Here is a 25,849-nt window from a genome sequence, read left to right on the forward strand (position 1 = left end):
GCTGACACACCGTCTTCGCGAGCAAGCCCGCTCCCACACAAGCCACTCCCACAGCTTTTAAGGCTTACTTACCAGACTTGATCTTGGTCCAGCTGCGTGTCATTTCACGCTGGGTTGCAGCCGGCAAGTCAGCAATGGCGTAGAGCTTGGCCTGCACATCGGCTGGCGGGTAGATGCCCGGGTCGCTGGTGATGTCTTTGTCGACCAGTGCGGTAGCCTTCTCGTTACCGTTCGGGAAACGCACGCTGTTGGTGATCGAGGCCATGACTTCCGGCTTGAGCAGGTAGTTCATGAACTTGTAGGCGGCGTCGACGTTTTCGGCATCTTTAGGGATGGCGACCATGTCGAAGAAGCTGCCGGCGCCTTCTTTCGGAATGTCGTAGGCCACTTTGACCTTGCCACCGGCTTCAGCCGCGCGGGACTTGGCCTGCTGGATGTCACCCGAGTAACCCACGGCTACGCAGATGTTGCCGTTGGCCAGGTCCGAGATGTACTTGGACGAGTGAAAGTAGCCGATCGATGGGCGCAGCTTGAGGAACAGGTCTTCAGCTTGCTTGAGGTCAGCTTTCTTCTGGGTGTCGGTCGGCAGGCCCAGGTAGTGCAGTGCCACCGGCAGCATTTCGGTTGGCGAATCAAGGAAGCTCACACCGCAGCTTTTGAGCTTGGCGATGTTCTCAGGCTTGAGCAGCACGTCCCACGAGTCGATCTTGTCGATACCCAGTGCAGCCTTGACCTTCTCCGGGTTGTAGCCGATGCCGATCGAGCCCCACATGTACGGGAAAGCGTGCTTGTTGTCCGGGTCGCTGATCGACACGGCTTTAAGCAGGGATTTGTTCAGGTTGTCGTAGTTGGTCAGCTTGGACTTGTCCAGCTCCTGATAGACACCGGCCTTGATCTGCTTGGCGAGGAAGTTGTTCGACGGCACGACGATGTCGTAACCGGACTTGCCTGCCAGCAACTTGGCTTCGAGGGTCTCGTTGCTGTCAAAAACGTCGTACACCACCTTGATGCCGGACTCTTTTTCAAAGTTGGCGATGGTGTCCGGTGCAATGTAGTCGGACCAGTTGTATACGTGCAGGACTTTATCGTCTGCCTGGGCCGCGCCCGCCATTGCGCCCAACAGGGACAAGGCGAGGAGGGTCTTGCCAGCGTTCTTCAAACCTAATGCCTTCATTTGGTGATGCTCCAATTTTTCTTTTTTGGGCCACGTTCTTACAGTGTTAAGCGGCCCGTTAAAGGGCAACAAAACAGGGCGACAGTCTGGCAAGTTCCGAGGCCGGCTTTCAACCAAAGCCTCATTTATAGCTGCTCAGAATGCAGCGCCCGAAAGCCGCTGCGTTCTGAGCCTAGCACTTAGCCCTGCAATGCCGCCAAAGTCAGGTCCAGGCAATGGCGAGCCTTGGTCACCAGCTCGTCGATTTGCGCATTGCTGATCACCAGCGGCGGCGAAATGATCATGGTGTCGCCTACGGCGCGCATGATCAGGCCATTCTCGAAGCAGAACGTGCGGCAGATCATGCCCACACCACGGCCTTCGTAACGTTTGCGCGTGGCCTTGTCCTGCACCAGCTCAATCGCCCCGAGCATGCCCACACCGCGCACTTCACCCACCAGCGGGTGATCAGCCAGTTCCCTCAGGCGTTTCTGCAAATACGGTGCCGCTTCTTCGTGCACGCGCTTAATGATTTTTTCATCACGCATGATGCGGATGTTTTCCAAAGCCACGGCGGCGGCCACCGGGTGACCGGAATAGGTGAAGCCGTGGTTGAAATCGCCGCCTTCATTGAGCACGGCAACCACGTCGTCGTGCACGATCAGGCCGCCCATGGGGATGTAACCCGAGGTCAGGCCTTTGGCGATGGTCATCATGTGCGGCTTGAGGTCGTAGAAATCGCTGCCGAACCATTCGCCGGTACGGCCGAAACCGCAGATCACTTCGTCGGCGACGAACAGGATGTCGTACTTGGCGAGGATTTCCTTGATGCGCGGCCAGTAGCTCTCAGGCGGCACGATCACGCCACCGGCACCCTGGATCGGCTCGGCAATAAAGGCCCCGACGTTGTCCACGCCCAGCTCCAGAATCTTTTCTTCCAGCTGGTTGGCAGCCCAGACCCCGAACTCTTCCGGGCTCATGTCGCCGCCTTCGCCATACCAGTACGGCTGGGCGATGTGGGTGATGCCCGGGATCGGCAAGTCGCCCTGTTCATGCATATAAGTCATGCCGCCCAGGCTGGCGCCGGCCACGGTGGAGCCGTGGTAGCCATTCTTGCGGCTGATGATGGTTTTCTTGTTCGGCTGGCCCTTGATCGCCCAGTAATGGCGGACCATGCGCAGCATGGTGTCGTTGCCTTCGGAGCCGGAACCGGTGAAGAACACGTGGTTCATGCCGGCAGGCGCGATATCGGCAATGACTTTGGCCAACTCCAGCACCGGCGGGTGCGCGGTCTGGAAGAACAGGTTGTAGTAAGGCAGTTCTTTCATCTGTTTGGCGGCGGCGTCAGCCAGCTCGTCGCGACCGTAACCGATCGCCACGCACCACAGGCCGGCCATGCCGTCGAGGATCTTGTTGCCTTCGCTGTCCCACAGGTAAACGCCGTGGGCTTTGGTGATGATCCGTGGGCCTTTCTCTTTCAATTGCTTGAAGTCGCTGAACGGCGCCAGGTGGTGATCATTGCTCAAGGCTTGCCATTCACGGGTTTGCGGGTTGTTGCTGGACATACCGGTCTCCTAGACTTTTTCGGTGAAGGGCACGCGGGTTGCCCCACGCGCCCGGCGCATCAGACGGCGAAGAGCAGGAATTCCCGCTCCCACGAACTGATCACGCGCTTGAAGTTTTCATGCTCGGCCCGCTTGACCGCGACGTAGCCTGTGATGAATTTCTGCCCCAGGTACTTCTCGATGGTTTTGCTGTTTTCCATACGTTCCAGGGCGTCTTCGATGGTCAACGGCAGGCGCAGGTTGCGGCGCTCGTAACCACGGCCCACCACCGGTGCACTGGGGTTATGGCCTTCGACCATGCCGATGTAGCCACACAGCAAGCTGGCGGCAATCGCCAGGTACGGGTTGGCATCAGCGCCCGGCAGGCGGTTTTCGACGCGGCGGTTCTGCGGGCCGGCATCCGGTACGCGCAGGCCGACGGTGCGGTTTTCTTCGCCCCACTCCACGTTCACCGGCGCCGAGGTGTCGGGCAGGAAGCGACGGAACGAGTTCACGTTGGGAGCAAACAGCGGCAGCAATTCCGGGATGAACTTCTGCAGGCCGCCAATGTGGTTGAGAAACAGCTGGCTCATGGTCCCGTCTTCATTAGAGAAGACGTTCTTGCCGGTGGCGATGTCGATGATGCTCTGGTGCAAGTGCATCGCGCTGCCCGGCTCGCCGGTCATCGGCTTGGCCATAAAGGTGGCGGCCACGTTGTGCTTGAGCGCGGCCTCACGCATGGTGCGCTTGAACACCAGGATCTGGTCGGCCAGGGACAGGGCATCGCCGTGACGGAAGTTGATTTCCATCTGCGCCGTGCCGTCCTCGTGGATCAGGGTATCGAGGTCCAGCTCCTGCAGTTCGCACCAGTCGTAGACGTCTTCGAACAACGGGTCGAATTCGTTGGCGGCTTCTATAGAGAAGGATTGGCGACCGGTTTCCGGGCGACCGGAACGGCCAATCGGCGGTTGCAGCGGGAAGTCCGGGTCTTCGCAGCGCTTGGTCAGGTAGAACTCCATCTCCGGCGCCACGATCGGCTGCCAGCCCCTGTCGGAATAGAGCTTGAGTACCTTCTTGAGCACGTTGCGCGGCGACAGCTCGATAGGGTTGCCTTGCTTGTCGTAGGTGTCGTGGATCACCTGGGCGGTGGGCTCGATGGCCCAAGGCACCAGGAATACCGCGTTCTGGTCGGGGCGACAGATCATGTCGATGTCGGCCGGGTCGAGCAATTCATAATAGATGTCGTCTTCGACATAGTCGCCGGTCACGGTCTGCAACAGAACGCTCTCGGGCAGGCGCATGCCTTTTTCGGCGATGAACTTGTTGGTCGGCGAGATCTTGCCCCGGGTGATGCCCGTGAGGTCGCCAATCATGCATTCGACTTCTGTGATCTTGTGGTCTTTCAACCAATCGGTGAGCTGGTCGAGGTTGTTACTCATAAATGCCTCTGGGCTGTGTTTCCTGACATCCATTAAAGGTCAGGCGTTGGTTGACGCAGCATCCGCGTCGTTGGTTCATTCAGGGTAGGAGCTTACCTGCCATTTGCTGCAGCGTTGCATTCCTCACGCCAAAGTTGTGCGCAATCTTGATCGGCAGCGCAGGCAGCGGCCGGTCAGTGGCAGATGGGGAGGCAAAAAAGAGGTCGGACGGGCCGTCAAGAATATTGGCCGGTGCGTGGGCATTTACGCTGTAGGAATAGACTGCGGACAAAGCCTGGCGGAGGCAGGCAGAGACGCCGAACGGCGGCAGGTGAAACATGAAGCACCCCGGTATTATTGCTGTTATGGGTTTGAATCGAGCTTAGCCTTGTTCATTTTTTTACACAACACCCCCGTAAAAAATACAACACGGCCCGCTTTAGCCTGCTAGTCCCAAGCCCTTCAAACCCACAAAACCGCCCCGAAAAGCCCCAAAAAAGGCCTCAGGGCGCTTTTTTAGGGCAAAAAAGGCCTTGCTTGACTTCGGCATGCCGTTCGGGTTGACTGAAACCAGAAAAGATCAATGATTGATATTTTTAACAACAAAGGTGTTGCATCATGTCGGTACCCCCGCGTGCCGTTCAGCTTAACGAAGCGAACGCGTTCCTTAAGGATCATCCTGAGGTTCTGTACGTAGACCTTCTAATTGCGGATATGAATGGTGTGGTGCGCGGTAAGCGCATCGAACGCACCAGCCTCCACAAGGTTTACGAGAAGGGCATTAACCTGCCTGCCTCTTTATTTGCCCTGGATATCAATGGCTCGACGGTGGAAAGCACCGGCCTGGGTCTGGACATCGGTGATGCTGACCGAATCTGTTATCCAATCCCCGACACCCTGTGCAATGAGCCCTGGCAAAAGCGCCCCACCGCGCAACTGCTGATGACCATGCACGAACTTGAAGGTGAACCTTTCTTCGCCGATCCTCGCGAAGTGCTCCGCCAAGTTGTAAGCAAATTTGACGACCTTGGCCTGACCATCTGCGCCGCCTTCGAGCTTGAGTTCTACCTGATCGACCAGGAGAACGTGAACGGCCGCCCACAACCGCCCCGCTCGCCGATCTCCGGCAAACGCCCGCACTCGACACAGGTCTACCTGATCGACGACCTCGACGAATACGTCGACTGCCTCCAGGACATTCTGGAAGGTGCCAAAGAGCAAGGTATCCCGGCTGACGCCATCGTCAAGGAAAGTGCCCCGGCGCAGTTCGAAGTGAACCTGCACCACGTCGCCGACCCGATCAAGGCTTGCGACTACGCGGTACTGCTCAAGCGCCTGATCAAGAACATCGCCTACGACCATGAGATGGACACCACCTTCATGGCCAAACCTTATCCAGGCCAGGCAGGCAACGGTTTACACGTACACATCTCCATTTTGGACAAGGACGGCAAGAACATTTTTGCCAGCGAGGATCCCGAGCAGAACGCCGCACTGCGTCACGCGATCGGCGGTGTGCTCGAGACCCTGCCCGCCCAAATGGCGTTCCTGTGCCCCAACGTCAACTCCTACCGTCGTTTCGGCGCACAGTTCTACGTGCCGAACTCGCCGTGCTGGGGCCTGGACAACCGCACTGTGGCGATTCGCGTACCCACCGGCTCGTCCGATGCCGTGCGTATCGAACACCGCGTGGCCGGTGCCGACGCCAACCCTTACCTGCTGATGGCTTCGGTCCTGGCGGGTGTGCACCACGGTCTGACCAACAAGATCGAGCCTGGTGCTCCGGTGGAAGGCAACAGCTACGAACAGAACGAACAGAGCCTGCCGAACAACCTGCGCGATGCATTGCGTGAGTTGGACGACAGCGAGGTGATGGCCAAGTACATCGATCCCAAGTACATCGATATCTTCGTCGCCTGTAAGGAAAGTGAGCTGGAAGAGTTTGAACACTCCATCTCCGACCTTGAGTACAACTGGTATCTGCATACAGTGTAAGCAGTTGCAGTTTTAAAAGAATGCCGCAGGCTTTATGGCCTGCGGCATTTTTTGCGCTGCAATCTCGTTCCCACGCTCTGCGTGGTAATGCAGCCAGGGACGCTCTGCGTCCCAAGAGCGGACGCGGAGCGTCCAGCGAGGCATTCCCACGCAGAGCGTGGGAACGATCATAAGGTCGCGTACAATGCGCTCTGCCTTGTAGGAGACTTCCATGCCCACCCGCCCCGCCGCCCCTCGCAAACCCCGCGCCCGCAGCCAGGCCCGGATCGATGCGATCCTCGACGCCGCTCGCACCTTGTTGGCGAGCGAGGGCGTGGCGAGCTTGTCGATCTACAGCGTGGCCGAACGGGCGCAGATCCCGCCGTCGTCGGTGTATCACTTTTTCGCCAGCGTGCCGGCGCTGCTGGAGGCGTTGACCGCCGATGTGCACGCCGCTTTCCGCGCCGCGATCCAGGCGCCTATCGAGCATGATTCACTCAAGGTGTGGCGCGACCTGTCCTCTATCGTCGAGCAACGCATGCTCAGCATCTACAGCAACGACGCGGCTGCACGTCAGTTGATCCTGGCGCAGCACGGGCTTGCCGAAGTGACCCAGGCGGACCGTCAGCATGACTTGGAGTTGGGGGATTTGATGCTTGAAGTGTTCAACCGCCACTTCGAAGTGCCGACCTTGCCCACCGACGTGGACGTATTCGCGCTGGCGCTGGAGTTGAGCGACCGCGTGTATGCGCGCTCGGTGCATCAGCATGGGCAGATTACGCCGCGCATGGCCGAGGAAGGGATGCGGGTGTTTGATGCGTATGTGGGGCTTTATTTACCGGCGTATTTGCCTAAGCGCTGATCGTTCCCACGCTCTGCGTGGTAATGCATCCCGTGACGCTCCGCGTCCCGCCTGCATTGCGGTGACGCAGAGCGTCACGGGATGCATTACCACGCGGAGCGTGGGAACGATCAGTGGAGTGATCACAACTTGGCGATCGACACCTCGGTGGACTTCACAAAGGCAATCACTTCGCTGCCGATCACCAGTTCCAGCTCTTTGACCGAGCGGGTAGTGATCACCGAAGTCACGATGCCGGACGCGGTCTGCACGTCGATTTCCGACAGCACGTCGCCTTCGACGATTTCCTTGATGGTGCCTTTGAACTGGTTACGTACGTTGATGGCTTTGATAGTCATGATGGTTTTCCTCTATGAGTTATTGAGCCCAACGCAATTGCGTAGGCAGCGGTGAAACAGGTTCAGGTTCCGGCGGCGAGCCTGGCAGCGACAGCACCCGGTTAAGCACTTCGGCTTCCAGCGCGGCCAGGCGATGTGAGCCCCTGGCGCGTGGGCGCGGTAGATCGACGATCAGGTCGAGGCCGATTTCGCCGTCTTCGATCAGAATCACGCGGTCAGCAATCGCCACGGCCTCGCTGACGTCGTGGGTGACCAGCAACACGGTAAAGCCGTGCTTCTGCCAGAGGTTTTCGATCAGTTGCTGCATCTCGATGCGGGTCAGGGCGTCCAGCGCGCCCAAAGGTTCGTCGAGCAATAGCAGGCGCGGCTGGTGAATCAACGCGCGAGCCAGGGCCACACGCTGCTTCTGGCCGCCGGACAAGGCCGCCGGCCATTCATTGGCACGCTCGGCCAAACCCACCGCTTCCAGCGCTTCCAACGCCTTGGGGCGCCAGTTGCCCTTGAGGCCAAGGCCCACGTTGTCGATGATCTTTTTCCACGGCAGCAAACGCGCTTCCTGGAACATCAACCGCGTGTCTTCAATCGCCTCGTTCAGCGGCGCAGAACCAGCCAAAAGCTCGCCGCCACTGGCTTTATCCAGGCCTGCGAGCAGACGCAGCAAGGTACTTTTGCCGCAGCCGCTGCGGCCGACCACGGCCACGAACTGGCCAGCCGGAATGTGCAGGTCAATCTCTTTGAGTACTTCCCGCGCACCAAAGGCCTTGCGCAATTTGCGCACCGCCAGCGGGACGCCCTTGAGCAGGCGCGGAGGTTGTTGAGCGGTCATGCCGCACCTCCTTTATTCACTTGGTAAGCCGGATGCCAGCGCAGCCACACACGTTCCAGGCCACGCGCCGCGAGGTCGGCGAGCTTGCCGAGGATGGCGTACAGCACAATCGCCAGTACCACCACGTCGGTTTGCAGGAATTCGCGGGCGTTCATGGCCAAGTAACCGATGCCGGAACTGGCCGAGATGGTTTCCGCCACGATCAGCGTCAACCACATAAAGCCCAGGGCGAAGCGCACGCCCACCAGAATCGAAGGCAAGGCGCCCGGCAGGATCACTTGCCAGAACAGGCTGAAACCGGACAGGCCGTAGCTGCGCGACATTTCCATCAGCGCCGGGTCGACGTTGCGGATGCCGTGGTAGGTGTTCAGGTAGATCGGGAACAGCGTGCCGAGGGCGACCAGGAAAATCTTCGCCGTCTCATCAATGCCGAACCACAAAATCACCAGCGGAATCAGCGCCAGGTGCGGCACGTTGCGGATCATCTGCACCGAGCTGTCCAGCAGGCGCTCGCCCCACTTCGACAGGCCGGTGATAAAGCCCAGGGCCAAACCGATGCTGCCACCGATCACAAAGCCCAGGCCCGCACGCCAGCCGCTGATGGCCAGGTGCGTCCAGATTTCGCCGCTGCGTACCAGGTTGACCCCAGCTTCGATCACCGCACTGGGCGCCGGCAAAATGCGCGTCGACAACCAGCCCGCCGACACCGACAGCTGCCACACCGCCAACAACAAAATCGGCAGCACCCAAGGCGCGACGCGGTGGCTTAACTTTTCAAAATCCATAATGGCGCCTCAGCTCTGCGACGCAGCTTTGGGAAGAATGTCGTTGGCGACCATTTCGCCGAACGGGCTGACGTAACCGGCGCTTTTCGGCAGCTCGGGACGCTCGATATCCAGGTGCGGGAACAACAGTTCGGCAACCCGATACGACTCTTCCAGGTGTGGGTAACCGGAGAAGATAAAAGTGTCGATGCCCAGCGCCGCGTATTCCTTGACCCGCGCCGCAACGGTTGGGCCGTCCCCCACCAGTGCGGTGCCGGCACCGCCGCGCACCAGGCCGACGCCGGCCCACAGGTTGGGGCTGACTTCGAGGTTGTCGCGGTTGCCACCGTGCAAAGCGGCCATACGCTGCTGGCCAACCGAGTCGAAACGCGCCAGGGATGCCTGGGCGCGGGCGATGGTTTCGTCATCCAGATGGGAAATCAGTTTGTCGGCGGCTTTCCAGGCTTCATCGTTGGTTTCGCGCACAATGACATGCAGGCGAATACCGAAGCGCACAGTGCGTCCAAGTTTGGCCGCCTTGGCGCGCACCTGTTCGATTTTTTCCGCGACGGCGGCCGGTGGTTCGCCCCAGGTCAGCACCATTTCCACCTGTTCGGCTGCCAGGTCCTGGGCGGCTTCAGAGGAGCCACCGAAGTAAAGCGGCGGACGTGGCTGCTGGATCGGCGGGTAGAGCAATTTGGCGCCTTTGACGCTGATGTGTTCGCCGTCGTAATCCACGGTTTCGCCTTCCAGCACGCGGCGCCAGATGCGGGTGAATTCCACCGAGGCCTGGTAGCGCTCTTCGTGGCTGAGGAACAAGCCATCGCCGGCCAGCTCTTCCGGATCACCGCCGGTGACCAGGTTGAACAAAGCGCGCCCGCCGGACAAACGGTCCAGGGTCGCGGCCTGACGCGCCGCCACCGTCGGGGAGATGATGCCGGGGCGCAGCGCGACAAGGAATTTCAAACGCTGGGTTACCGGGATCAGCGAGGCGGCCACCAGCCATGAGTCTTCACAGGAGCGGCCGGTAGGAATCAGCACCCCGCCGAAACCCAGGCGGTCAGCCGCCTGAGCCACTTGCTGCAGATAACCGTGATCGACGGCGCGGGCGCCTTCGGCGGTGCCAAGGTAATGGCCGTCGCCGTGGGTAGGCAGGAACCAGAAAATATTGAGGCTCATGGAGTTGTCTCCTGAAGAAGTCGGATTACGGCGCTGTGGCGACGGCGGCGGATGGCGTCCAGATCACGTCCTTGATGCTCAAGGGTTTGGGGATCAATTTGAGCTGATAGAAGGTGTCGGCGATTTTCTGCTGGGCGGCGACCACTTCCGGGGTCAGGAACAGCGCGCCGTAGCCTTGGCGCTTGACCGAGGTCAGGGTGATGTCCGCCGGCAAGCCGAGCAGTGGCGCGACTTGTTCGGTCACCTCCGTAGGGTTGGCCTTGGACCACTCGCCCACGGCGCGCACTTCTTCCACCAGCGCCTTGATCACGTCCGGGTGCTGCGTGGCGTAAGGCCTGGTGGCCAGGTAGAACTGGTGGTTGTCGGCAATGCCGGTGCCGTCACGCAGGGTACGGGCTTGCAGTTGTTTCTCGGCGGCCGCCTGGTACGGGTCCCAGATCACCCAGGCGTCCACGCTGCCGCGCTCGAACGCGGCGCGGGCATCGGCGGGCGGCAGGAAGATGGTCTGTACGTCGGTGTATTTGAGGCCGGCATCTTCCAGGGCACGCACCAACAAATAGTGCACGTTGGAGCCTTTGTTGAGCACGATCTTCTTGCCCTTGAGCTCGGCCACCGATTTGATCGTCGAATCCTTGGGCACCAGGATCGCTTCACTGGTCGGCGCCGGCGGCTCGTAGGCGACGTAGAGCAAATCTGCGCCCGCCGCCTGGGCGAACACCGGCGGCGTTTCGCCGGTGACGCCAAAGTCGATGGCGCCGACGTTCAGGCCTTCGAGCAACTGCGGGCCACCGGGGAATTCGGTCCATTGCACTTGCACGCCCTGGGCGGCCAGGCGCTTTTCCAGCGAGCCCTTGGCTTTGAGCAGCACCAGCGTGCCGTACTTCTGATAACCGATCCGCAAAGTCTCGGCGGCCTGGGCTTGAACAATGGCGCCGAAGGACACAGCCGCAGCAAACAGTGCGACCAGACCACGACGCAAGATGACAGTGCGCATGGCGCTCTCTCCAAATAATGCGATGAGGGGGTTGGCTGCACCTGCTTGGCCGTTGGCGGCTGAGTAAGGTGAGTACTACAAGTTTCGGTGCGGCTTAAATGCTCCAGCGAGCACTCAACAAACGTTCATTCAACACATTGGGGTCCAGCGGTTTGGGGCGACGGGCCATGGCGCCGTAAAGCGTCTCGAGGGCCTCGTGCAACCGCTGTTCAAGCACCGGCACCAGTTGCGCCTGGGCACTGCCTTCGGCGTAAGCGATCTGGCTGTCTTCGGCGAAAATACCGTGGAGCAATTCCTGGGCCTTGAGGGCCGACAACACCGGCTTCAAGGCGTAGTCCACCGCCAGCATGTGGGCGATGCTGCCGCCGGTGGCCATCGGCAACACAATCTTGTGGGCCAGGGCGCGTTCGGGCAGCAGGTCGAGCACGGTTTTCAGCGCGCCGGAAAACGAGGCCTTGTACACCGGCGTGGCGATGACCAGGCCGTCGGCATTGGCGATTTGCTGCAACAGATCGATGACTTTGGGGCTGTCGAAGCGGGCGTGCAGCAAGTCTTCGGCCGGGAAGTCCCGTATCTGATAACTCACCACTTCCACGCCTTTGTCTTGCAGCCACTGACGGGTTTTTTCCAGCAAGACCCCGGAGCGCGAACGCTGGCTGGGGCTGCCTCCAAGTGTTACGACCAGCATGCAGGTATTCCTTGGGCAAGTGTCGGCGGTTCGCTGGGTGGCGATGTCGCCAAGATGGAACAGACCCTATCAGCATATTTATATATCTTTAAATCTTATTTTTTCATTTGTTTATTCTATAAATGCATATGAAGATTATTAACCTCAAGACGAAAAAAAAGGCCGTCGAAACGGCCTGAAAACCCCTGCTATGTGATTCGGTTTCAACTCAGGTTCTGTGGCGCATGCACCATCGCCATCGCGGGCAAGCCCGGCATAGCGATTTCAGCTTCAGCGATTGGGCTGTGGGGTGAGGCGCAGGTACGGCTTCACCGCACGGTAGCCCTTCGGAAAGCGCTTCTTGATCTCTTCCTCGTCCTTGAGCGACGGCACGATCACCACTTCATCGCCGTCCTGCCAGTTGGCGGGTGTGGCGACCTTGTGGTTGTCGGTCAGCTGCAGCGAGTCGATGACCCGCAGGATTTCGTGGAAGTTGCGGCCGGTACTGGCCGGGTAAGTGATGGTCAGGCGGATCTTCTTGTTCGGGTCGATCACGAACAAGGAACGCACGGTGAGCGTGTCACTGGCATTCGGGTGGATCAGGTCGTAGAGGTCCGACACCTTGCGATCGGCATCGGCCAGGATCGGGAAGTTGACGACCGTGTTCTGGGTTTCATTGATGTCTTCGATCCACTTGTGGTGCGAGTCCACCGGGTCGACCGACAGGGCAATGGCCTTGACCCCGCGCTGGGCGAATTCGTCCTTGAGCTTGGCGGTAAAGCCCAGCTCCGTGGTGCACACCGGAGTGAAGTCCGCCGGATGGGAAAACAACACGCCCCAGCTATCGCCCAGCCATTCGTGGAAACGAATCTTGCCGGCGCTGGAATCCTGTTCAAAGTCGGGGGCGATGTCGCCCAATCGTAGGCTCATGGTGTGGCTCCTGGTGAGTGCTTATGGAGACCACTGTGCATGGGTTAGGAATTATTTAAAAAGAATAAATATCGATTTATTTAGACGATAAAAGAATATTAAAAATCTATTCATTGGACGTCAGAAAGGCCGAGGATCAACATCCACCACAAGGTTCGAGAAGGCCTTGAGACGCTGTAAAAAGAGGGGTTTCAGGAAGGGCTTGCGGGGGTTGAGCCTGACTTGAAAAGCAAGACACCTTGCCCGGCGTTGCGCCGGGCAAGGTTTACAGTCTTACAACAGCTTCACGCTACTAGAACAGTGGCAGCGAGTAGCTGACGATCAGACGGTTTTCGTCCTGGGAACGGGTGTTCGCCAGGTCGGTACGCCACATTGCGTTTTTCCAGGCAACGCCGAGGTTTTTCAGCGGGCCTTCTGGAATCACGTAGGCAACGGTGATGTCGCGTTCCCACTCGGACTGGCCGGTGGTTTCAGTACGCGCGTTGGTGTTCGCGATGGTGTCGATGTTGCTACCTTTGAGGTACACAACGCCAGCCGTCAGGCCAGGTACGCCAACCTTGGCGAAGTCATAAGCGTAACGTGCTTGCCAGGTGCGCTCGCCGGCACGGGCGAACTTCTGGATCTGCATGTCGGTAGTGATGTAAGCCGACGAGCCGTCACCCTGGTTCAACCATGGGAAGTCGCTGCTGCCATTGCTGACCTGGTAACCGCCACCAAAGGTGTGGCCGGCCACGGAGTACAGGAAAAGGCCGCTGTACAGGTTGTTGTCGACTTTACCCTTACCGGCACGGAAACCGTTGTAGTTACCGCTGGTGTAGTAGGAAGACGTGTTACCGTTCAGGCCGTCGTCAGAACTGTTGAAATAACGCAGGTCAGACTTCAATACGCCCGGGCCGATCGACCAGTTATGGGTCAGACCCAGGAAGTGCTGCTTGTAGAAGTCTTCCAGGTTGCCGTAGTAGTACTGTGCGGTCAGATCTTTGGTGAGTTTGTAGTCACCACCGGCATAGTAGAACTTGTTGACGAACTTGCCGGCGGTGTAGTTCGAGCCACCGTTGGCGCCACCCAGCGACAAACCTTCGTTGTTGCTGGAGTTACGGCCTTTGGCATGCTCGATCTGACCGGCAACCAGGGTCAAATCCTTGATGTCGTTGGTAGTGATCTGGCCACCCTGGAAGGTTTGCGGCAGCATACGACCATCGTTGGTCACGATAACCGGCAGCTTAGGCTGCAACGTACCCAGTTTCAGTTCGGTTTGGGAGATCTTCACCTTACCGGTCACACCGAGGCTGGCGAAATCGTTGACCGCGCGATTGCCGTCGCTTGGGAACACAGTACCGCCGGACGAAGTACCGGTGATGTTACCGCTGGTGCCGCGGCCAGAATCGAGGCGCACGCCGTACAAGCCGATTGCGTCAACGCCGAACTGAACGGTGCCTTGGGTATAGCCCGAAATGAACCGCAGATCGAAGCCTTGGCCCCATTCTTCGTTCCTGGACGGGTCTGCAGCACCATCACGGTTATCCGTGTTGATGTAGAAGTTACGCAGACCCAGTGTGGCCTTACTGTCTTCGATGAAACCGGCAGCGCCTGCTTGCTGAGCGATTGCGCCCAGGGCCACAGCCAACGCCAAGGTGGACTTCTTCATGTACCGCTCCTCTCATTTCTAATTTTTGTATTTCTTTGGTCTCGGGTCTGACGCCCTTGATCCACAGATGCGCGATTAGCGCCAGATAGTGACTACCAAGTCAATCGTAACCTTGTGTGTCTACTACCTTCGTCTAATCGCAGTTGATTTGGTCCCTGCAGGGTAATGAGTTTTTCATACACCCAAAAAGAATTGTTTCATTCTTTTTCATACGATTCAGGAATAAGCCTCAGCAGGCAGCGAGCCGATCAGCATAGATCAGGCGCTCCATAAGCTAATTCCTAAAGGGTATTTACCAGCCTTTTTTTAGATCGATTAGTGTGGCCGTATGGTTGCATACGTCACTCACGATCAAAAAGGCGACGCCATCATGGCCAAACGCACATCCTCCCGTCAATTTGTTACAGTTTTTGTGTCACTAATACTTTCTTTTGGTGTCAAAGCCGCCGATTTGACCATCGGCTATCAAACCGGTATCGACCCCAGCAAGGTTCCCCAGGCTGACGGTCTCTATGAAAAGGCCATCGCCTGGCGCCGCTTCAACAGCGGCCCTGAAGTGGTCACCGCTATCGCTTCCGGCGATGTGCAGATCGGCAATCTCGGTTCCAGCCCTTTGGCAGCAGCGGCTTCACGCAATCTACCGATCGTGGCGTTTATCGTATCGGCGCAGATCAACACTTCTGAAGCCCTGGTGGTACGCAATGGCAGTGGCATCGACAAACCCGCAGACCTGGCGGGTAAAACCATCGCCACCCCGTTTGTCTCGACCTCCCATTACAGCCTGCTCGGGGCGCTGAAGCACTGGGGCCTGGACACGCAAAAAGTCAAAGTGGTGAACCTGCAACCGGCAGAAATTGCTGCCGCGTGGAAACGTGGCGATATCGACGGCGCGTTCGTGTGGTCACCGGCGCTGGGGGAAATCCGCAAGACCGGCAAAACCCTGACAGACGCAGCCCAGGTGGGCCAGTGGGGCGCGCCGACGTTCGAAGTGTGGGTGGCACGCAAGGATTTCGCGCAAAAACATCCTGACGTAGTGGCCAAGTTTGCCAAGGTCACACTGGATTCCTTTGCTGACTATGCGGCCCATAAAAACCGCTGGACCGTCGATTCCGAACCGGTGCAGAAAATCGCCAAATTGACAGGCTCGAATGCCGCCGATATCCCTGAACTGTTGGCCGGCACCACCTTCCCGGATGCCCAGGCGCAGCAAACCGAGGCGCTGCTCAAAGGCGGCACGGCGAAGGCGATCGGGGAGACGGCGAAGTTTTTGAAGGAACAGGGGAAGGTTGAAACGGTGTTGCCGGACTACTCGGCCTTTGTGACCGATAAATTCGTAAGAGACTAAACACAATCCAATGTGGGAGCGGGCTTGCTCGCGAATGCGGTGTACCAGTCACAGGTGTAGTGACTGATAGTGCGCTTTCGCGAGCAAGCCCGCTCCCACATTTAGACCTGCTGCGTTCCCGGATTAGGGTTTATAGCGCCTTCTCGAAAATCTTCGAATTACGCTGATAGTTGTACAGCGAGGCCCGCGCCGACGGCAGGCGATCCACGCTGCTCGGCACAAACCCGCGCTCGCGGAACCAGTGGGCGGTACGCGTGGTGAGGACAAACAAAGTCTTCAAACCCTGGGCCCGCGCGCGGGTCTCGATGCGCTCCAGCAACACATCACCGCGTGCGCCGTGACGGTACTCCGGGTTGACCGCCAGGCATGCCAGCTCACCGGCATCCGAATCGGCGATCTGATACAGCGCCGCACAGGCGATGATCATGCCTTCGCGCTCGACCACGCTGAACTGCTCGATCTCGCGTTCCAACACCTCACGCGAACGCCGCACCAGAATGCCCTGCTCTTCCAGCGGGCTGATCAGGTCAAGCAAGCCACCGACGTCTTCAATCGCCGCTTCGCGCACCAGTTCGAATTGCTCCTGGGCCACCAAGGTGCCGCCGCCGTCGCGGGTGAACAGCTCGGTGAGCAGCGCGCCGTCTTCGGCATAACTGACGATATGGCTGCGCCCTACGCCGCCACGGCAAGCCTCGGCGGCGGCGTCCAGCAATTCAGCCTGATAGTTGTTGCCCAAACGTTGCAGGTGCGCCGGCACTTGTTGCGGGCGCAACTCACGCACCAGGCGACCATGCTCATCGATCAAACCGAGGTCGGCGCCAAACAGCAGCAGCTTGTCGGCGCCCAGGTCGATGGCGGCGCGGGTGGCGACGTCTTCGCAGGCCAGGTTGAAGATCTCGCCGGTGGGCGAATAACCCAATGGCGACAGCAGCACGATGGAGCGCTCGTCCAGCAGGCGATTGATGCCTTTGCGGTCGACCCGGCGCACTTCGCCGGTGTGGTGGTAGTCCACGCCTTCGAGCACGCCGATCGGCCGTGCAGTGACGAGGTTGCCGCTGGCCACGCGCAAGCGCGAGCCCTGCATCGGCGACGAGGCCATGTCCATGGACAGGCGTGCCTCGATAGCAATGCGCAGATGCCCAACCGCGTCGATCACACATTCCAGGGTCGCCGCATCAGTGATGCGCAAGCCTTCGTGGTAAGCCGGGGTAAGGCCGCGTGCTTCAAGGCGGGTTTCGATCTGCGGGCGCGAACCGTGCACCAGCACCAGCCGCACACCCAGGCTGTGGAGCAGCACCAGGTCGTGGACGATATTGCCGAAGTTGGGGTGTTCCACACCATCGCCGGGCAGCATGACCACAAAGGTGCAGTCGCGGTGGGCGTTGATGTAAGGCGAAGCGTGACGAAGCCAATTAACGTATTCGGGCATAAAACCTGGGCCTGTAATAAAAAGCAGCCAAAAAAGGATGAATCGTGAAAGCGCACAGCGGGCTGATGGTTATCGTCGGAACAGGCTTGGCGACACGCTCGCTCTCCTTCTATGTACGAATAGGCAGGGGTTAATTTATGCAGGTTTCAGGCAGTAATGTTCGATCAGTTCCCGCAATAGACGCACTGTAGGCGTCAAGCGTGACATTTCGAGGTACTCGCCCGGCTGGTGGGCGCAGGCGATATCGCCGGGGCCAAGCACCAGGGTTTCACAACCAAGGCGCTGAAGATAAGGCGCTTCGGTGCCGAACGCTACTGCTTGTGCACGATGACCGGTCAATCGTTCCGCCACCCGCACCAGCTCGGCGTCTTCGGCCTGCTCGAACGGCGGTACTTCGGGGAACAGCGGCGCGTAGTCGATCTTGACTTTATGACGCTCGGCCAAGGGTTCGAGCTTCTGGCGGATGGCGGCGCGCAGCACCTGCGGGTCCATGCCCGGCAACGGCCGCAGGTCGAATTCCAGCGAGCATTGGCCGCAGATGCGATTGGGGTTGTCGCCGCCGTGAATGCAACCGAAGTTCATGGTCGGTTGCGGCACGCTGAATTGCGGGTTGCGGTACTCACGCTGCCAGGCCAGGCGCAGGCCGCGCAGTTCGCCGATGGCGTCGTGCATGGCTTCAAGGGCGCTGTGGCCCAGGCTTGGGTCCGACGAATGGCCGCTTTGGCCCAGAATATCAATGCGCTCCATCATCACGCCTTTGTGCAGGCGGATCGGCTTGAGCCCCGTCGGCTCACCAATCACCGCCGCACGGCCCAACGGGCGCCCGGCCTCGGCCAGTGCACGGGCGCCGGACATCGAGCTTTCTTCATCGCAAGTGGCGAGGATCAGCAAAGGTTGCTTGAACGGCTGATCCAGCAAAGGCAGCACGGCTTCGATGGCCAGGGCAAAAAAACCCTTCATGTCGCAACTGCCCAAGCCTACCCAGCGGCCGTCGACTTCCGTCAGCTTGAGCGGATCGGTCTTCCACAGCGCGGCGTCATACGGCACGGTATCGCTATGCCCGGCCAGCACCAGCCCGCCGGGGCCACTGCCGAAACTGGCCAGCAGGTTGAACTTGCCGGGGCTGACTTGCTGGATATCGATGGCAAAACCCAGGTCGCCCAACCAACTGGCGAGCAGGTCGATCACCGGGCGGTTGGTCTGGTCGAGAGACGCTTGGGTGCAACTGACCGACGGCGCGGCAATCAACGCGGCGAATTGCTCTTTCATGGACGGTAACGGCATGCGCAGCCTCTCAACTTCCCGGATGAGCCCCACTATAGAACCATCTGCACGACACAATAAACCGTTGCGGCGCGTTGCCGGGCTCAGTCCTGTACACTGCACGACCTTGGCAGCCACACATTTCCCCGGCTGCGCTCCCGATCCTGGATTTTCCGGCCATGCAGAAAGAAACCGAAATCAAGCTCCGCGTCAGCCGCGAAACCCTCGCCGCGCTGCGTGAGCACCCGCTACTGAAAAAACGCAACAAAAGTGGCTGGGAACGCCGTGAGTTGATGAACCAGTACTTCGACACCCCCGAGCGCGACCTGGCCCAGGCCAAAGTCGCCCTGCGCCTGCGCAAGGACGGTGACGACATCATCCAGACCCTCAAGACCCGTGGCCAAAGCGTCGCCGGCTTGTCGGAACGCAACGAATACAACTGGGACCTGCCCAAAGCCAAGCTCGATGTGAAGAAACTCGACGGCGAGTGCTGGCCCGAGCAATTGGCCGAGCTGGACAAAAAGACCCTCAAGCCGATTTTCACCACCGATTTCGTGCGTGAGCGCGCCGAAATCGCCTGGGGCCGTGGCAAGGCCAAGGTGGTGATCGAAGCCGCCCTGGACCTGGGCCATGTGGTGGTCGGCAAGCAGAAAGAAGAAATCTGCGAGCTGGAACTGGAACTGCGCGAAGGCGAACCGGCTGCCCTGCTGGAACTGGCCGCCGAACTGGCCGCGACCCTGGCACTGATGCCGTGCGACATCAGCAAGGCCGAGCGCGGCTACCGCCTGTACGACGCCAGCAGCTACTCGCTGAGCCTGCCGGCCCCGCAGATCCACGCCGAAATGCCGTTGGACGATGCCTTCGCCGCGATCATGTGGCATCTGCTCGGCAGCAGCCAGCGTCTGGCGGAGCAATACCGTTTCAATGGCCACTGGCGCCTGTTGCAGGACTGGGTCGACAACCTCGGCGAACTGCGCGCGCTGATCGGCAGCCTCGGCCAGGCCGCACCGCGTCAATCCACCAGCGAACTGCGCAGTGCACTGGACGCACTGCTGGAAGACTGGCGTCCACTGGTGCAGGCCGGTGACGACGACGAAGACATCCGCAAAGCCGCACCGGAACAGTTCGCCGAAGAACTCGAAGACGTGCGCTGGGGCCTGTTCTCGCTGAACACCTCGCGCTGGCTGCTGGCCCGCACCTGGACCGCCGACCGCAACGTACGTGGCAACCGCCAGGGCGCCGCGCAGATCACCAACTGGCTGCCACGCCTGCTGGCCGACGACGCCGTCGCCCTGCAACTGCAGCGCTACCAGCAGCAACCGGAAGACCTGGCCGAGCAACTGCCGCGCATCGAACGCATCCAGGCCTGGTTGCACCACGCACGCCAGGTGGTGGACATCCCGGAGCTGGACCGCTTGTACGGCGAGCTGAACAAGTTGGCGCTGCTGGCCAACCAGCCGATCACCGATGAATCGCTGGATGCGCGTATGCACCAGGCAATTGCGGTGTATCAGAACCGCGCCTGGAAGACTTTACTGCGCCTGTAAGATCGCTATCGCCCAGCTCCCACAGGGGAATGCATTCCAATGTGGGAGCCGGGCTTGCCCGCGATGAGGCAGGCCCTGTCAGCGCAAGACTGGCAGGCTGGTGGTGGACTTGATCTCCGACAACGCCACGATCGAGTTCACCTCCTGAATCCCCGGCACCATCGACAGCTTCTCGAAGAAAAACCGCTCATACGCCTCGATGTCCGAGGTGACGATGCGCAGCAGAAAATCCACCGCGCCCATCAGCACATAACACTCCAGCACTTCCGGAAACCCGCGAATCGCCTCGGTGAACTCGGTGAAGTTGGAACGGCCGTGGGCATTGAGTTTGACCTCGGCAAAAATCTGCGTGTTAAGGCCGATCTTCTTGCGGTCCAGCAGCGTGACCTGGCCGCGAATCACCCCTTCCTCCTTGAGCCGCTGGATACGCCGCCAGCACGGCGACTGGGACAGGCCCACCTGTTCGGCGATCTGCGCACTGGACAGCGAAGCATCCTCTTGCAGCAGGGCCAGGATACGGCGGTCATAGGCGTCCAACTCACTTTGCATAAAAATACCTTTGAATGTGCTTATCCTGAATTGATCTATTCAATAAATCGCAGATAGCGCCCATCTTAGATAAGAAATCTCCCATGGCGAATGTAAAAATTTCTCCAGTCGAATTTGGAGAGTCAGCATGCACGCCGTCGAAACCACTCACACCTGCGCACGCGTCGATGCCTGGGCCGTCAACAACGCCCATTGCCAGGCGCATTATCAGATCGTCGCCGAGGCCGAGCCGGACGTGCTGTGCCGGGTGCTCAACTATTTCGCTCTGCAGTTCCTGACCCCGCAACAGGTCAATGTGAGCCGTGAAGACGACCTGTTGAACATTGATATCGTCATGGACGGTTTGAGCTGGCACCGCGCCCAGGTGATCGGTGAAAAGCTTAGAAACCTGATCAGCGTCTGCTCGCTCGAGGTGTGGCGGGCTGACTCTCTGCGGCCTGCAGCGATGACGGCGGCCAGCCTGTAAAAGCCGGCAATACTCCGGGGCAGGTGGATGTTCGGGGGCAGGCTAGCCTGGGTTTACACCCGACGCCTGCCAGGAAATACCCATGCCTACCGCCTTGCACACTCACCGATTGGAACTGCATCAGTTGCTGCCGGCGCTGCTCGAGCAAGGGCTGATAACTGCAGAGATGGCGCATTCACTGTCGACGGCGCCCGCCACCCGGCAACACCCTTTGGTAGGCATTGCAGACCATGGGCTGTGCCTGGAAACCCTGACGCAATGGCTGGCCACGCACGTCGGGCAGCCGTATCTGCGTATCGACCCGCTCAAGATCGACGTGGCCACCGTGGTGCCGCTGATGTCCCATGCCTTTGCGCAGCGCCATGGGATCCTGGCGGTGGCCGTGGATGCGCAGACCGTCACCGTCGCCAGCGCCCAACCCCATGTCCGCGACTGGGAAGCCGGGTTGGCGCAGGTGCTCAAGCGCTCGATCAAGCGCGTGGTCGCCAACCCCACGGCTATTGAACGCTGCATCGGCGAGTTCTACCGGTTGGCCAAATCCGTCAGCGGCGCCGATCAAAAAGCGACGGTGGCCGGCAACGTCGAACTGCTCAACCTCGGCGCCAGCGATCAGGAGCCGGATGCCAATGACGCGCATATCGTCACTATCGTCGACTGGCTGTTGCAGTACGCCTTCGAGCAGCGGGCCAGTGATATCCATGTCGAACCCTGCCGCGACCAAGGCCGCGTGCGTTTTCGCATCGACGGGCTGCTGCACGATGTGTATCAGTTTCCGCCTCAGGTCACGATGGCGGTGGTCAGCCGCCTCAAGAGCCTGGGCCGGATGAATGTGGCGGAAAAACGCAAACCCCAGGACGGCCGGGTCAAGACCAAAAGCCCGGCGGGCATTGAGGTGGAACTTCGCCTTTCGACCTTGCCCACGGCGTTTGGTGAAAAACTGGTGATGCGGATTTTCGACCCACAGGTGCTGCTCAAGGATTTCGATCAGTTGGGTTTATCACACGACGACCAACAGCGCTGGCACGCCATGACCGGTCAGGCCAACGGCATCATCCTGGTCACCGGGCCAACCGGCTCCGGCAAGACCAGCACCCTCTACGCCACGCTCAAGCAACTGGCAACCCGCGAGGTCAACCTGTGCACAGTGGAGGATCCGATCGAAATGATTGAACCTGCCTTCAACCAGATGCAAGTGCAGCACAACATCGACCTGACCTTCGCCAGCGGCGTCCGCGCCCTGCTGCGCCAGGACCCGGACATCATCATGATCGGTGAGATCCGTGACCGGGAAACCGCAGAAATGGCGATCCAGGCCGCATTGACCGGGCACCTCGTACTGTCGACCCTGCACACCAATGATGCACCCAGCGCCATCAGCCGGTTGCAGGAGCTGGGCATTGCTCATTATTTGATCAAAGCTACCCTTATAGGGGTGATGGCGCAGCGTCTGGTGCGGCTTTTATGCCCGCATTGCAAACGTGTGGTGGGCGCGCCGGGCACCGCCCATGAAGCTGTCGGCTGCGCAGAATGCCGTGACAGTGGTTATCGAGGCCGCGCCGGGCTCTACGAAATCATGCCGATGAACGAGGCGCTCAAGGCGCTGATCACTCCAGGTGCCGACGTGCAGGCTCTGCGCCGGGCCTCAGTGGAGCAAGGCATGCGCAGCCTGCGCATGGCCGGTGTCGACAAAGTGAACGCCGGGCTGACCACCCTGGCAGAGGTATTACGGGTAACGCCCGTAGATCTTGGGGATTCAGAAACAAATGATTTGATTGTTGGCCCGTGAAACCGTCCTTATCCGTGACCGGGCCGTTACAATCGGCCATACGTCGCATCACTGACACCATCAGATAGGGAATCGCTATGCAGATCGGAACCGTACTGCTTCTTTTCGTGGGTTTGGCCATTGCCATCCTGTTCATGGGTTTTAAAGTGGTGCCCCAAGGCTACCAGTGGACTGTCGAGCGTTTCGGCCGCTACACCAACACCCTCAAGCCTGGCCTGAACATCATTATTCCGATCATGGACCGCATCGGTCGCAAGATGAACGTGATGGAAAGCGTGCTGGATATTCCACCGCAGGAAGTGATCACCGCCGACAACGCCACCGTGCAAATCGACGCCGTGTGCTTCTTCCAGGTGGTCAACACCGCCCAGGCCGCCTACGAGGTCAACAACCTCGAGCACGCCATCCGCAACCTGCTGCAAACCAACATCCGCACGGTGCTTGGCTCCATGGAGCTGGACGCCATGCTGAGCCAGCGTGACGGCATCAACGAAAAACTGCTGCGCACCGTGGATGAAGCCACAGCGCCGTGGGGCATCAAGATCACCCGCATCGAGATCAAAGACATCAGCCCGCCTGCCGACCTGATGGCCGCCATGTCCGGCCAGATGAAAGCCGAGCGGATCAAACGCGCGCAAATCCTGGAAGCCGAAGGCCTGCGGGCATCGGCGATCCTGACGGCCGAAGGTAAAAAGCAGGCGCAGATCCTTGAGGCCGAGGGCAGTCGCCAGGCGGCTTTCCTGGAATCCGAAGCCCGTGAGCGTCAGGCCGAGGCCGAAGCCCGTGCCACACAAGTGGTCTCCGAGGCCATCGCGTCGGGCAACGTGCAGGCGGTTAACTACTTCGTCGCGCAAAAATACATCGATGCCTTGGGCAAGCTGGCATCGGCCAACAACAGCAAAGTCATCCTGATGCCGCTGGAAGCCAGCCAGGTGATTGGCGCCGTCGGTGGCATCGGCGAAATCGTCAAGGCAACTTTCGACAACAAGAAAGGCTGAGGCAACTGCCATGTGGGATTTCCTGCAGCATCTGTCGTTCTGGGATTGGCTGGCACTGGGCACGGTACTGTTGATTCTTGAAGTATTCGGCGCCGGCGGTTACCTGCTGTGGATGGGCATCGCCGCTGCCGCTGTAGGCGTGATCAAGTTCCTGGTGCCGCCGCTCGGGCTGGAATGGCAACTGCTGTTGTTCGCCGTGCTGTCGATTTTGACCGCCGTCTATTGGTGGAAACGCCAGCGCAGCAGTGCCAAGGTCAGTGACCAGCCGGGGCTGAACATGCGTGGCTCGGAGCTGATCGGCCGTACGTTTATGGTGCATCAGGCCATTGTCGATGGCCGAGGCAAGATAAAAGTCGGTGATGGCGTGTGGATGGCCAACGGCCCGGACAGCCCTGTAGGGGCTCAAGTACGCGTCATTGGTCAGGACGGAGTGGTTTTACAGGTCGAAACGGTTTAGTCCGATAGGGAACTCAGCGGGGCCAACTATAATCAAACCGTTCAGATAACCCAGTCGGAGTCACCCATCATGCGTCTCAAATATGCTGTCGCAACCCTCGCTGTGCTTTCCCTTCCAGTCGGTTCAGCCATGGCCGACAGCTTCTGGCGTAATGTCATCTCATCGGGCGCTACTACCGGCTCGACGTACCTGACCTTCAAGGACCACAAGCTGGTGGTCGCCGCCCAGGACGACGCAGGCAGCTTTGTTGCCAGCGATGGCGGCATCCGCGGTCCATACCTGGAAGCCGCCATGCAGAAGGTCCGCGCTGACAACCCAGGCCTCAAGGCCACGGATATGGAGTTGGCCAACGCTATCCTCGCCAAAAATGCTGTGACCGAGTAAAACGCCTATAAAAAATGCCGCTCTTTGGGAGCGGCATTTTTTTGCTCGTAACATGACGATTCATTCACCCGTGACAGGCTATATTCAGTCGAACCGTGCAACCATGCGGTACTGATACGTTTATTACTCATCGCCTATCTGAAACGGATGCCTTCGTCGTTATGAGCCAACAGCCCTTTCTGCCGTTTTCCAAACCTACCATTGATGAAGCCACCATCTCGGCGGTCGGCGATGTACTGCGCTCGGGCTGGATCACCAGTGGGCCAAAAGTGCAGGCGTTCGAAGCACAGTTGTCGGAATACTTTGGCGGCCGCCCGGTGCGGACGTTCAATTCCGGCACCTGCACCATGGAAATTGCCCTGCGCATCGCCGGGATTGGCCCAGGGGATGAAGTCATCACCACGCCGATCTCCTGGGTCGCCACTGCCAACGTGATTCTGGAAGTCGGCGCCACGCCGGTATTTGCCGATATCGACCCGGTTACCCGCAATATCGACCTGGCCCAAGTGGAAGCTGCAATCACCCCACGTACCAAGGCGATCATTCCTGTGTACCTGGCGGGCCTGCCCCTGGATATGCCGATGCTGTATGCACTGGCCAACAAGTACAACCTGCGTATCGTCGAAGACGCCGCCCAGGCACTGGGTTCCAGCTGGGATGGCGAACGCATTGGCGCAACCGGCGACTTCGTATCCTTCAGTTTTCAGGCCAACAAGAACATCACCTCTTCCGAGGGCGGTTGCCTGGTATTGAACAACGCCGAAGAAGCCCGCCTGGCCGAGAAATATCGCCTGCAGGGCGTTACCCGCACCGGTTTCGACGGCCTGGACGTGGATGTGTTGGGCGGCAAGTTCAACATGACCGACATCGCTGCAGCCATCGGCCTGGGTCAGTTCGCTCATATCGAGAAGATCACTGCCCATCGCCAGAACCTGGCGCGCCACTACTTCAAATGCTTCGGCAGTGATTTCGAAGCGCAGTACGGCGCACAACTGCCGCCGGCAGACTTCGAAAACAGCAACTGGCACCTGTTCCAACTGGTATTGCCGGAGCGTCAGGATGGCAAGCCGGCACGCGCCACCTTCATGGAACAGATGCAGGCGCATGGCGTCGGTATTGGCTATCACTACCCGCCGATCCACCTGCTGAGCCTGTACCGGGCACAGGGTTTCAAGGAAGGCATGTTCCCGGTGTCGGAACGTGTTGGGCGTTTGATCGTGTCGTTGCCGATGTTCACGGCGATGACAGAGGCGGACGTGGAGCGGTCTGTTGCGGCGGTTAAAGCAGTGTTGAAAGCGGGTTAAACAAAAAGCGTTGGCTTGCAACAA

At 59.5% G+C, this 25,849-nt stretch carries 25 protein-coding genes; 10 read left to right on the plus strand and 15 right to left on the minus strand.

Features of this window, described 5'->3' with window-relative positions; all coding sequences use genetic code 11:
- Positions 1 to 64: 64 nt before the first annotated feature.
- The 4 genes from BFP92_RS26760 to BFP92_RS30820 all read right to left on the minus strand — a co-directional run bounded on the left by BFP92_RS26760 (position 65) and on the right by BFP92_RS30820 (position 4,455).
- A complete protein-coding gene (locus BFP92_RS26760) occupies positions 65 to 1,159 on the minus strand; it encodes a polyamine ABC transporter substrate-binding protein (RefSeq protein ID WP_058421218.1) in 1,095 nt (364 codons plus the stop codon).
- A 194-nt stretch (positions 1,160 to 1,353) separates the two neighbouring features.
- Positions 1,354 to 2,718 carry an aspartate aminotransferase family protein gene (locus BFP92_RS26765; RefSeq protein ID WP_065931822.1) on the minus strand — a complete coding sequence of 455 codons (1,365 nt, stop codon included), beginning with the start codon at positions 2,716 to 2,718 and terminating at the stop codon, positions 1,354 to 1,356.
- Between the two features lie 59 nt (positions 2,719 to 2,777).
- On the minus strand, positions 2,778 to 4,136 hold the full coding sequence (locus BFP92_RS26770; protein ID WP_017139534.1) for a glutamine synthetase family protein: 1,359 nt from the start codon (positions 4,134 to 4,136) through the stop codon (positions 2,778 to 2,780).
- 79 nt (positions 4,137 to 4,215) lie between these two features.
- Entirely contained in the window at positions 4,216 to 4,455 is a 240-nt protein-coding gene (locus tag BFP92_RS30820) for a hypothetical protein (RefSeq protein WP_074854488.1), read from the minus strand.
- Between the two features lie 278 nt (positions 4,456 to 4,733).
- Here BFP92_RS30820 and BFP92_RS26775 point away from each other — a divergent pair, with 278 nt between their 5' ends.
- Together BFP92_RS26775 and BFP92_RS26785 are read left to right on the plus strand one after the other, a co-directional pair.
- The gene (locus BFP92_RS26775; RefSeq protein WP_003213894.1) at positions 4,734 to 6,110 is read left to right on the plus strand and encodes a glutamine synthetase family protein; all 1,377 of its coding nucleotides are present in this window, start codon (positions 4,734 to 4,736) and stop codon (positions 6,108 to 6,110) included.
- A 211-nt stretch (positions 6,111 to 6,321) separates the two neighbouring features.
- Complete coding sequence (locus BFP92_RS26785) at positions 6,322 to 6,951, plus strand: TetR/AcrR family transcriptional regulator (protein WP_056860733.1); 630 nt, start codon at positions 6,322 to 6,324, stop codon at positions 6,949 to 6,951.
- A gap of 122 nt (positions 6,952 to 7,073) precedes the next feature.
- On the opposite strand, the gene BFP92_RS26790 is transcribed toward BFP92_RS26785, so the two are convergent.
- From BFP92_RS26790 to BFP92_RS26825, 8 genes are all read right to left on the minus strand, one after another.
- Positions 7,074 to 7,289 carry a TOBE domain-containing protein gene (locus tag BFP92_RS26790; protein WP_003213899.1) on the minus strand — a complete coding sequence of 72 codons (216 nt, stop codon included), beginning with the start codon at positions 7,287 to 7,289 and terminating at the stop codon, positions 7,074 to 7,076.
- Between the two features lie 19 nt (positions 7,290 to 7,308).
- Positions 7,309 to 8,115, minus strand: a complete 807-nt coding sequence (ssuB, locus tag BFP92_RS26795; RefSeq protein ID WP_065931824.1) for an aliphatic sulfonates ABC transporter ATP-binding protein — start codon at positions 8,113 to 8,115, stop codon at positions 7,309 to 7,311.
- On the minus strand, positions 8,112 to 8,900 hold the full coding sequence (gene ssuC / locus BFP92_RS26800; RefSeq protein ID WP_065931825.1) for an aliphatic sulfonate ABC transporter permease SsuC: 789 nt from the start codon (positions 8,898 to 8,900) through the stop codon (positions 8,112 to 8,114). Before ssuC ends, ssuB begins: the two co-directional genes overlap by 4 nt.
- Before the next feature lie 9 nt (positions 8,901 to 8,909).
- Positions 8,910 to 10,058, minus strand: coding sequence for an FMNH2-dependent alkanesulfonate monooxygenase (gene ssuD, locus BFP92_RS26805; protein ID WP_017139539.1), 1,149 nt, complete (start codon positions 10,056 to 10,058; stop codon positions 8,910 to 8,912).
- Positions 10,059 to 10,083: 25 nt separating this feature from the next.
- Positions 10,084 to 11,052 (minus strand): sulfonate ABC transporter substrate-binding protein, encoded by a 969-nt coding sequence (locus tag BFP92_RS26810; RefSeq protein ID WP_065931826.1) that lies wholly within the window; start codon positions 11,050 to 11,052, stop codon positions 10,084 to 10,086.
- A 94-nt stretch (positions 11,053 to 11,146) separates the two neighbouring features.
- Positions 11,147 to 11,740 (minus strand): NADPH-dependent FMN reductase, encoded by a 594-nt coding sequence (gene ssuE / locus BFP92_RS26815; RefSeq protein ID WP_056860738.1) that lies wholly within the window; start codon positions 11,738 to 11,740, stop codon positions 11,147 to 11,149.
- Positions 11,741 to 12,010: 270 nt separating this feature from the next.
- The gene (locus BFP92_RS26820; protein ID WP_015886425.1) at positions 12,011 to 12,649 is read right to left on the minus strand and encodes a peroxiredoxin; all 639 of its coding nucleotides are present in this window, start codon (positions 12,647 to 12,649) and stop codon (positions 12,011 to 12,013) included.
- Positions 12,650 to 12,941: 292 nt separating this feature from the next.
- Positions 12,942 to 14,297, minus strand: a complete 1,356-nt coding sequence (locus BFP92_RS26825; protein WP_065931827.1) for an OprD family porin — start codon at positions 14,295 to 14,297, stop codon at positions 12,942 to 12,944.
- A gap of 370 nt (positions 14,298 to 14,667) precedes the next feature.
- Here BFP92_RS26825 and tauA point away from each other — a divergent pair, with 370 nt between their 5' ends.
- Positions 14,668 to 15,642 carry a taurine ABC transporter substrate-binding protein gene (gene tauA, locus BFP92_RS26830; protein ID WP_065931828.1) on the plus strand — a complete coding sequence of 325 codons (975 nt, stop codon included), beginning with the start codon at positions 14,668 to 14,670 and terminating at the stop codon, positions 15,640 to 15,642.
- Between the two features lie 130 nt (positions 15,643 to 15,772).
- Here tauA and argA read toward each other — a convergent pair whose 3' ends face one another.
- Positions 15,773 to 17,071, minus strand: a complete 1,299-nt coding sequence (gene argA / locus BFP92_RS26835) for an amino-acid N-acetyltransferase (protein ID WP_058421195.1) — start codon at positions 17,069 to 17,071, stop codon at positions 15,773 to 15,775.
- Positions 17,072 to 17,206: 135 nt separating this feature from the next.
- Positions 17,207 to 18,355: an acetylornithine deacetylase gene (gene argE, locus BFP92_RS26840; RefSeq protein ID WP_065931829.1), complete on the minus strand. Its 1,149-nt coding sequence runs from the start codon at positions 18,353 to 18,355 to the stop codon at positions 17,207 to 17,209.
- Positions 18,356 to 18,513: 158 nt separating this feature from the next.
- Here argE and BFP92_RS26845 point away from each other — a divergent pair, with 158 nt between their 5' ends.
- Positions 18,514 to 19,881: a CYTH domain-containing protein gene (locus tag BFP92_RS26845; RefSeq protein WP_065931830.1), complete on the plus strand. Its 1,368-nt coding sequence runs from the start codon at positions 18,514 to 18,516 to the stop codon at positions 19,879 to 19,881.
- Positions 19,882 to 19,959: 78 nt separating this feature from the next.
- Here BFP92_RS26845 and BFP92_RS26850 read toward each other — a convergent pair whose 3' ends face one another.
- Positions 19,960 to 20,430 carry an Lrp/AsnC family transcriptional regulator gene (locus BFP92_RS26850; protein WP_065931831.1) on the minus strand — a complete coding sequence of 157 codons (471 nt, stop codon included), beginning with the start codon at positions 20,428 to 20,430 and terminating at the stop codon, positions 19,960 to 19,962.
- Between the two features lie 127 nt (positions 20,431 to 20,557).
- Between BFP92_RS26850 and BFP92_RS26855 the strand changes: the two genes are divergently transcribed.
- From BFP92_RS26855 to BFP92_RS26880, 6 genes are all read left to right on the plus strand, one after another.
- Complete coding sequence (locus BFP92_RS26855) at positions 20,558 to 20,896, plus strand: hypothetical protein (protein ID WP_065931832.1); 339 nt, start codon at positions 20,558 to 20,560, stop codon at positions 20,894 to 20,896.
- A gap of 82 nt (positions 20,897 to 20,978) precedes the next feature.
- A complete protein-coding gene (locus BFP92_RS26860) occupies positions 20,979 to 22,682 on the plus strand; it encodes a GspE/PulE family protein (RefSeq protein WP_065931833.1) in 1,704 nt (567 codons plus the stop codon).
- A 77-nt stretch (positions 22,683 to 22,759) separates the two neighbouring features.
- The gene (locus BFP92_RS26865) at positions 22,760 to 23,680 is read left to right on the plus strand and encodes an SPFH domain-containing protein (protein ID WP_065931834.1); all 921 of its coding nucleotides are present in this window, start codon (positions 22,760 to 22,762) and stop codon (positions 23,678 to 23,680) included.
- A 10-nt stretch (positions 23,681 to 23,690) separates the two neighbouring features.
- The gene (locus BFP92_RS26870) at positions 23,691 to 24,137 is read left to right on the plus strand and encodes an NfeD family protein (protein ID WP_065931835.1); all 447 of its coding nucleotides are present in this window, start codon (positions 23,691 to 23,693) and stop codon (positions 24,135 to 24,137) included.
- A 69-nt stretch (positions 24,138 to 24,206) separates the two neighbouring features.
- Positions 24,207 to 24,521, plus strand: a complete 315-nt coding sequence (locus tag BFP92_RS26875) for a DUF2388 domain-containing protein (RefSeq protein WP_043046966.1) — start codon at positions 24,207 to 24,209, stop codon at positions 24,519 to 24,521.
- A 161-nt stretch (positions 24,522 to 24,682) separates the two neighbouring features.
- On the plus strand, positions 24,683 to 25,825 hold the full coding sequence (locus tag BFP92_RS26880) for a DegT/DnrJ/EryC1/StrS family aminotransferase (RefSeq protein ID WP_056860748.1): 1,143 nt from the start codon (positions 24,683 to 24,685) through the stop codon (positions 25,823 to 25,825).
- The last annotated feature ends 24 nt before the right edge of the window (positions 25,826 to 25,849 follow it).

The organism is Pseudomonas sp. 58 R 3, assembly GCF_900006605.1.
Lineage (GTDB): Bacteria > Pseudomonadota > Gammaproteobacteria > Pseudomonadales > Pseudomonadaceae > Aquipseudomonas > Aquipseudomonas salomonii.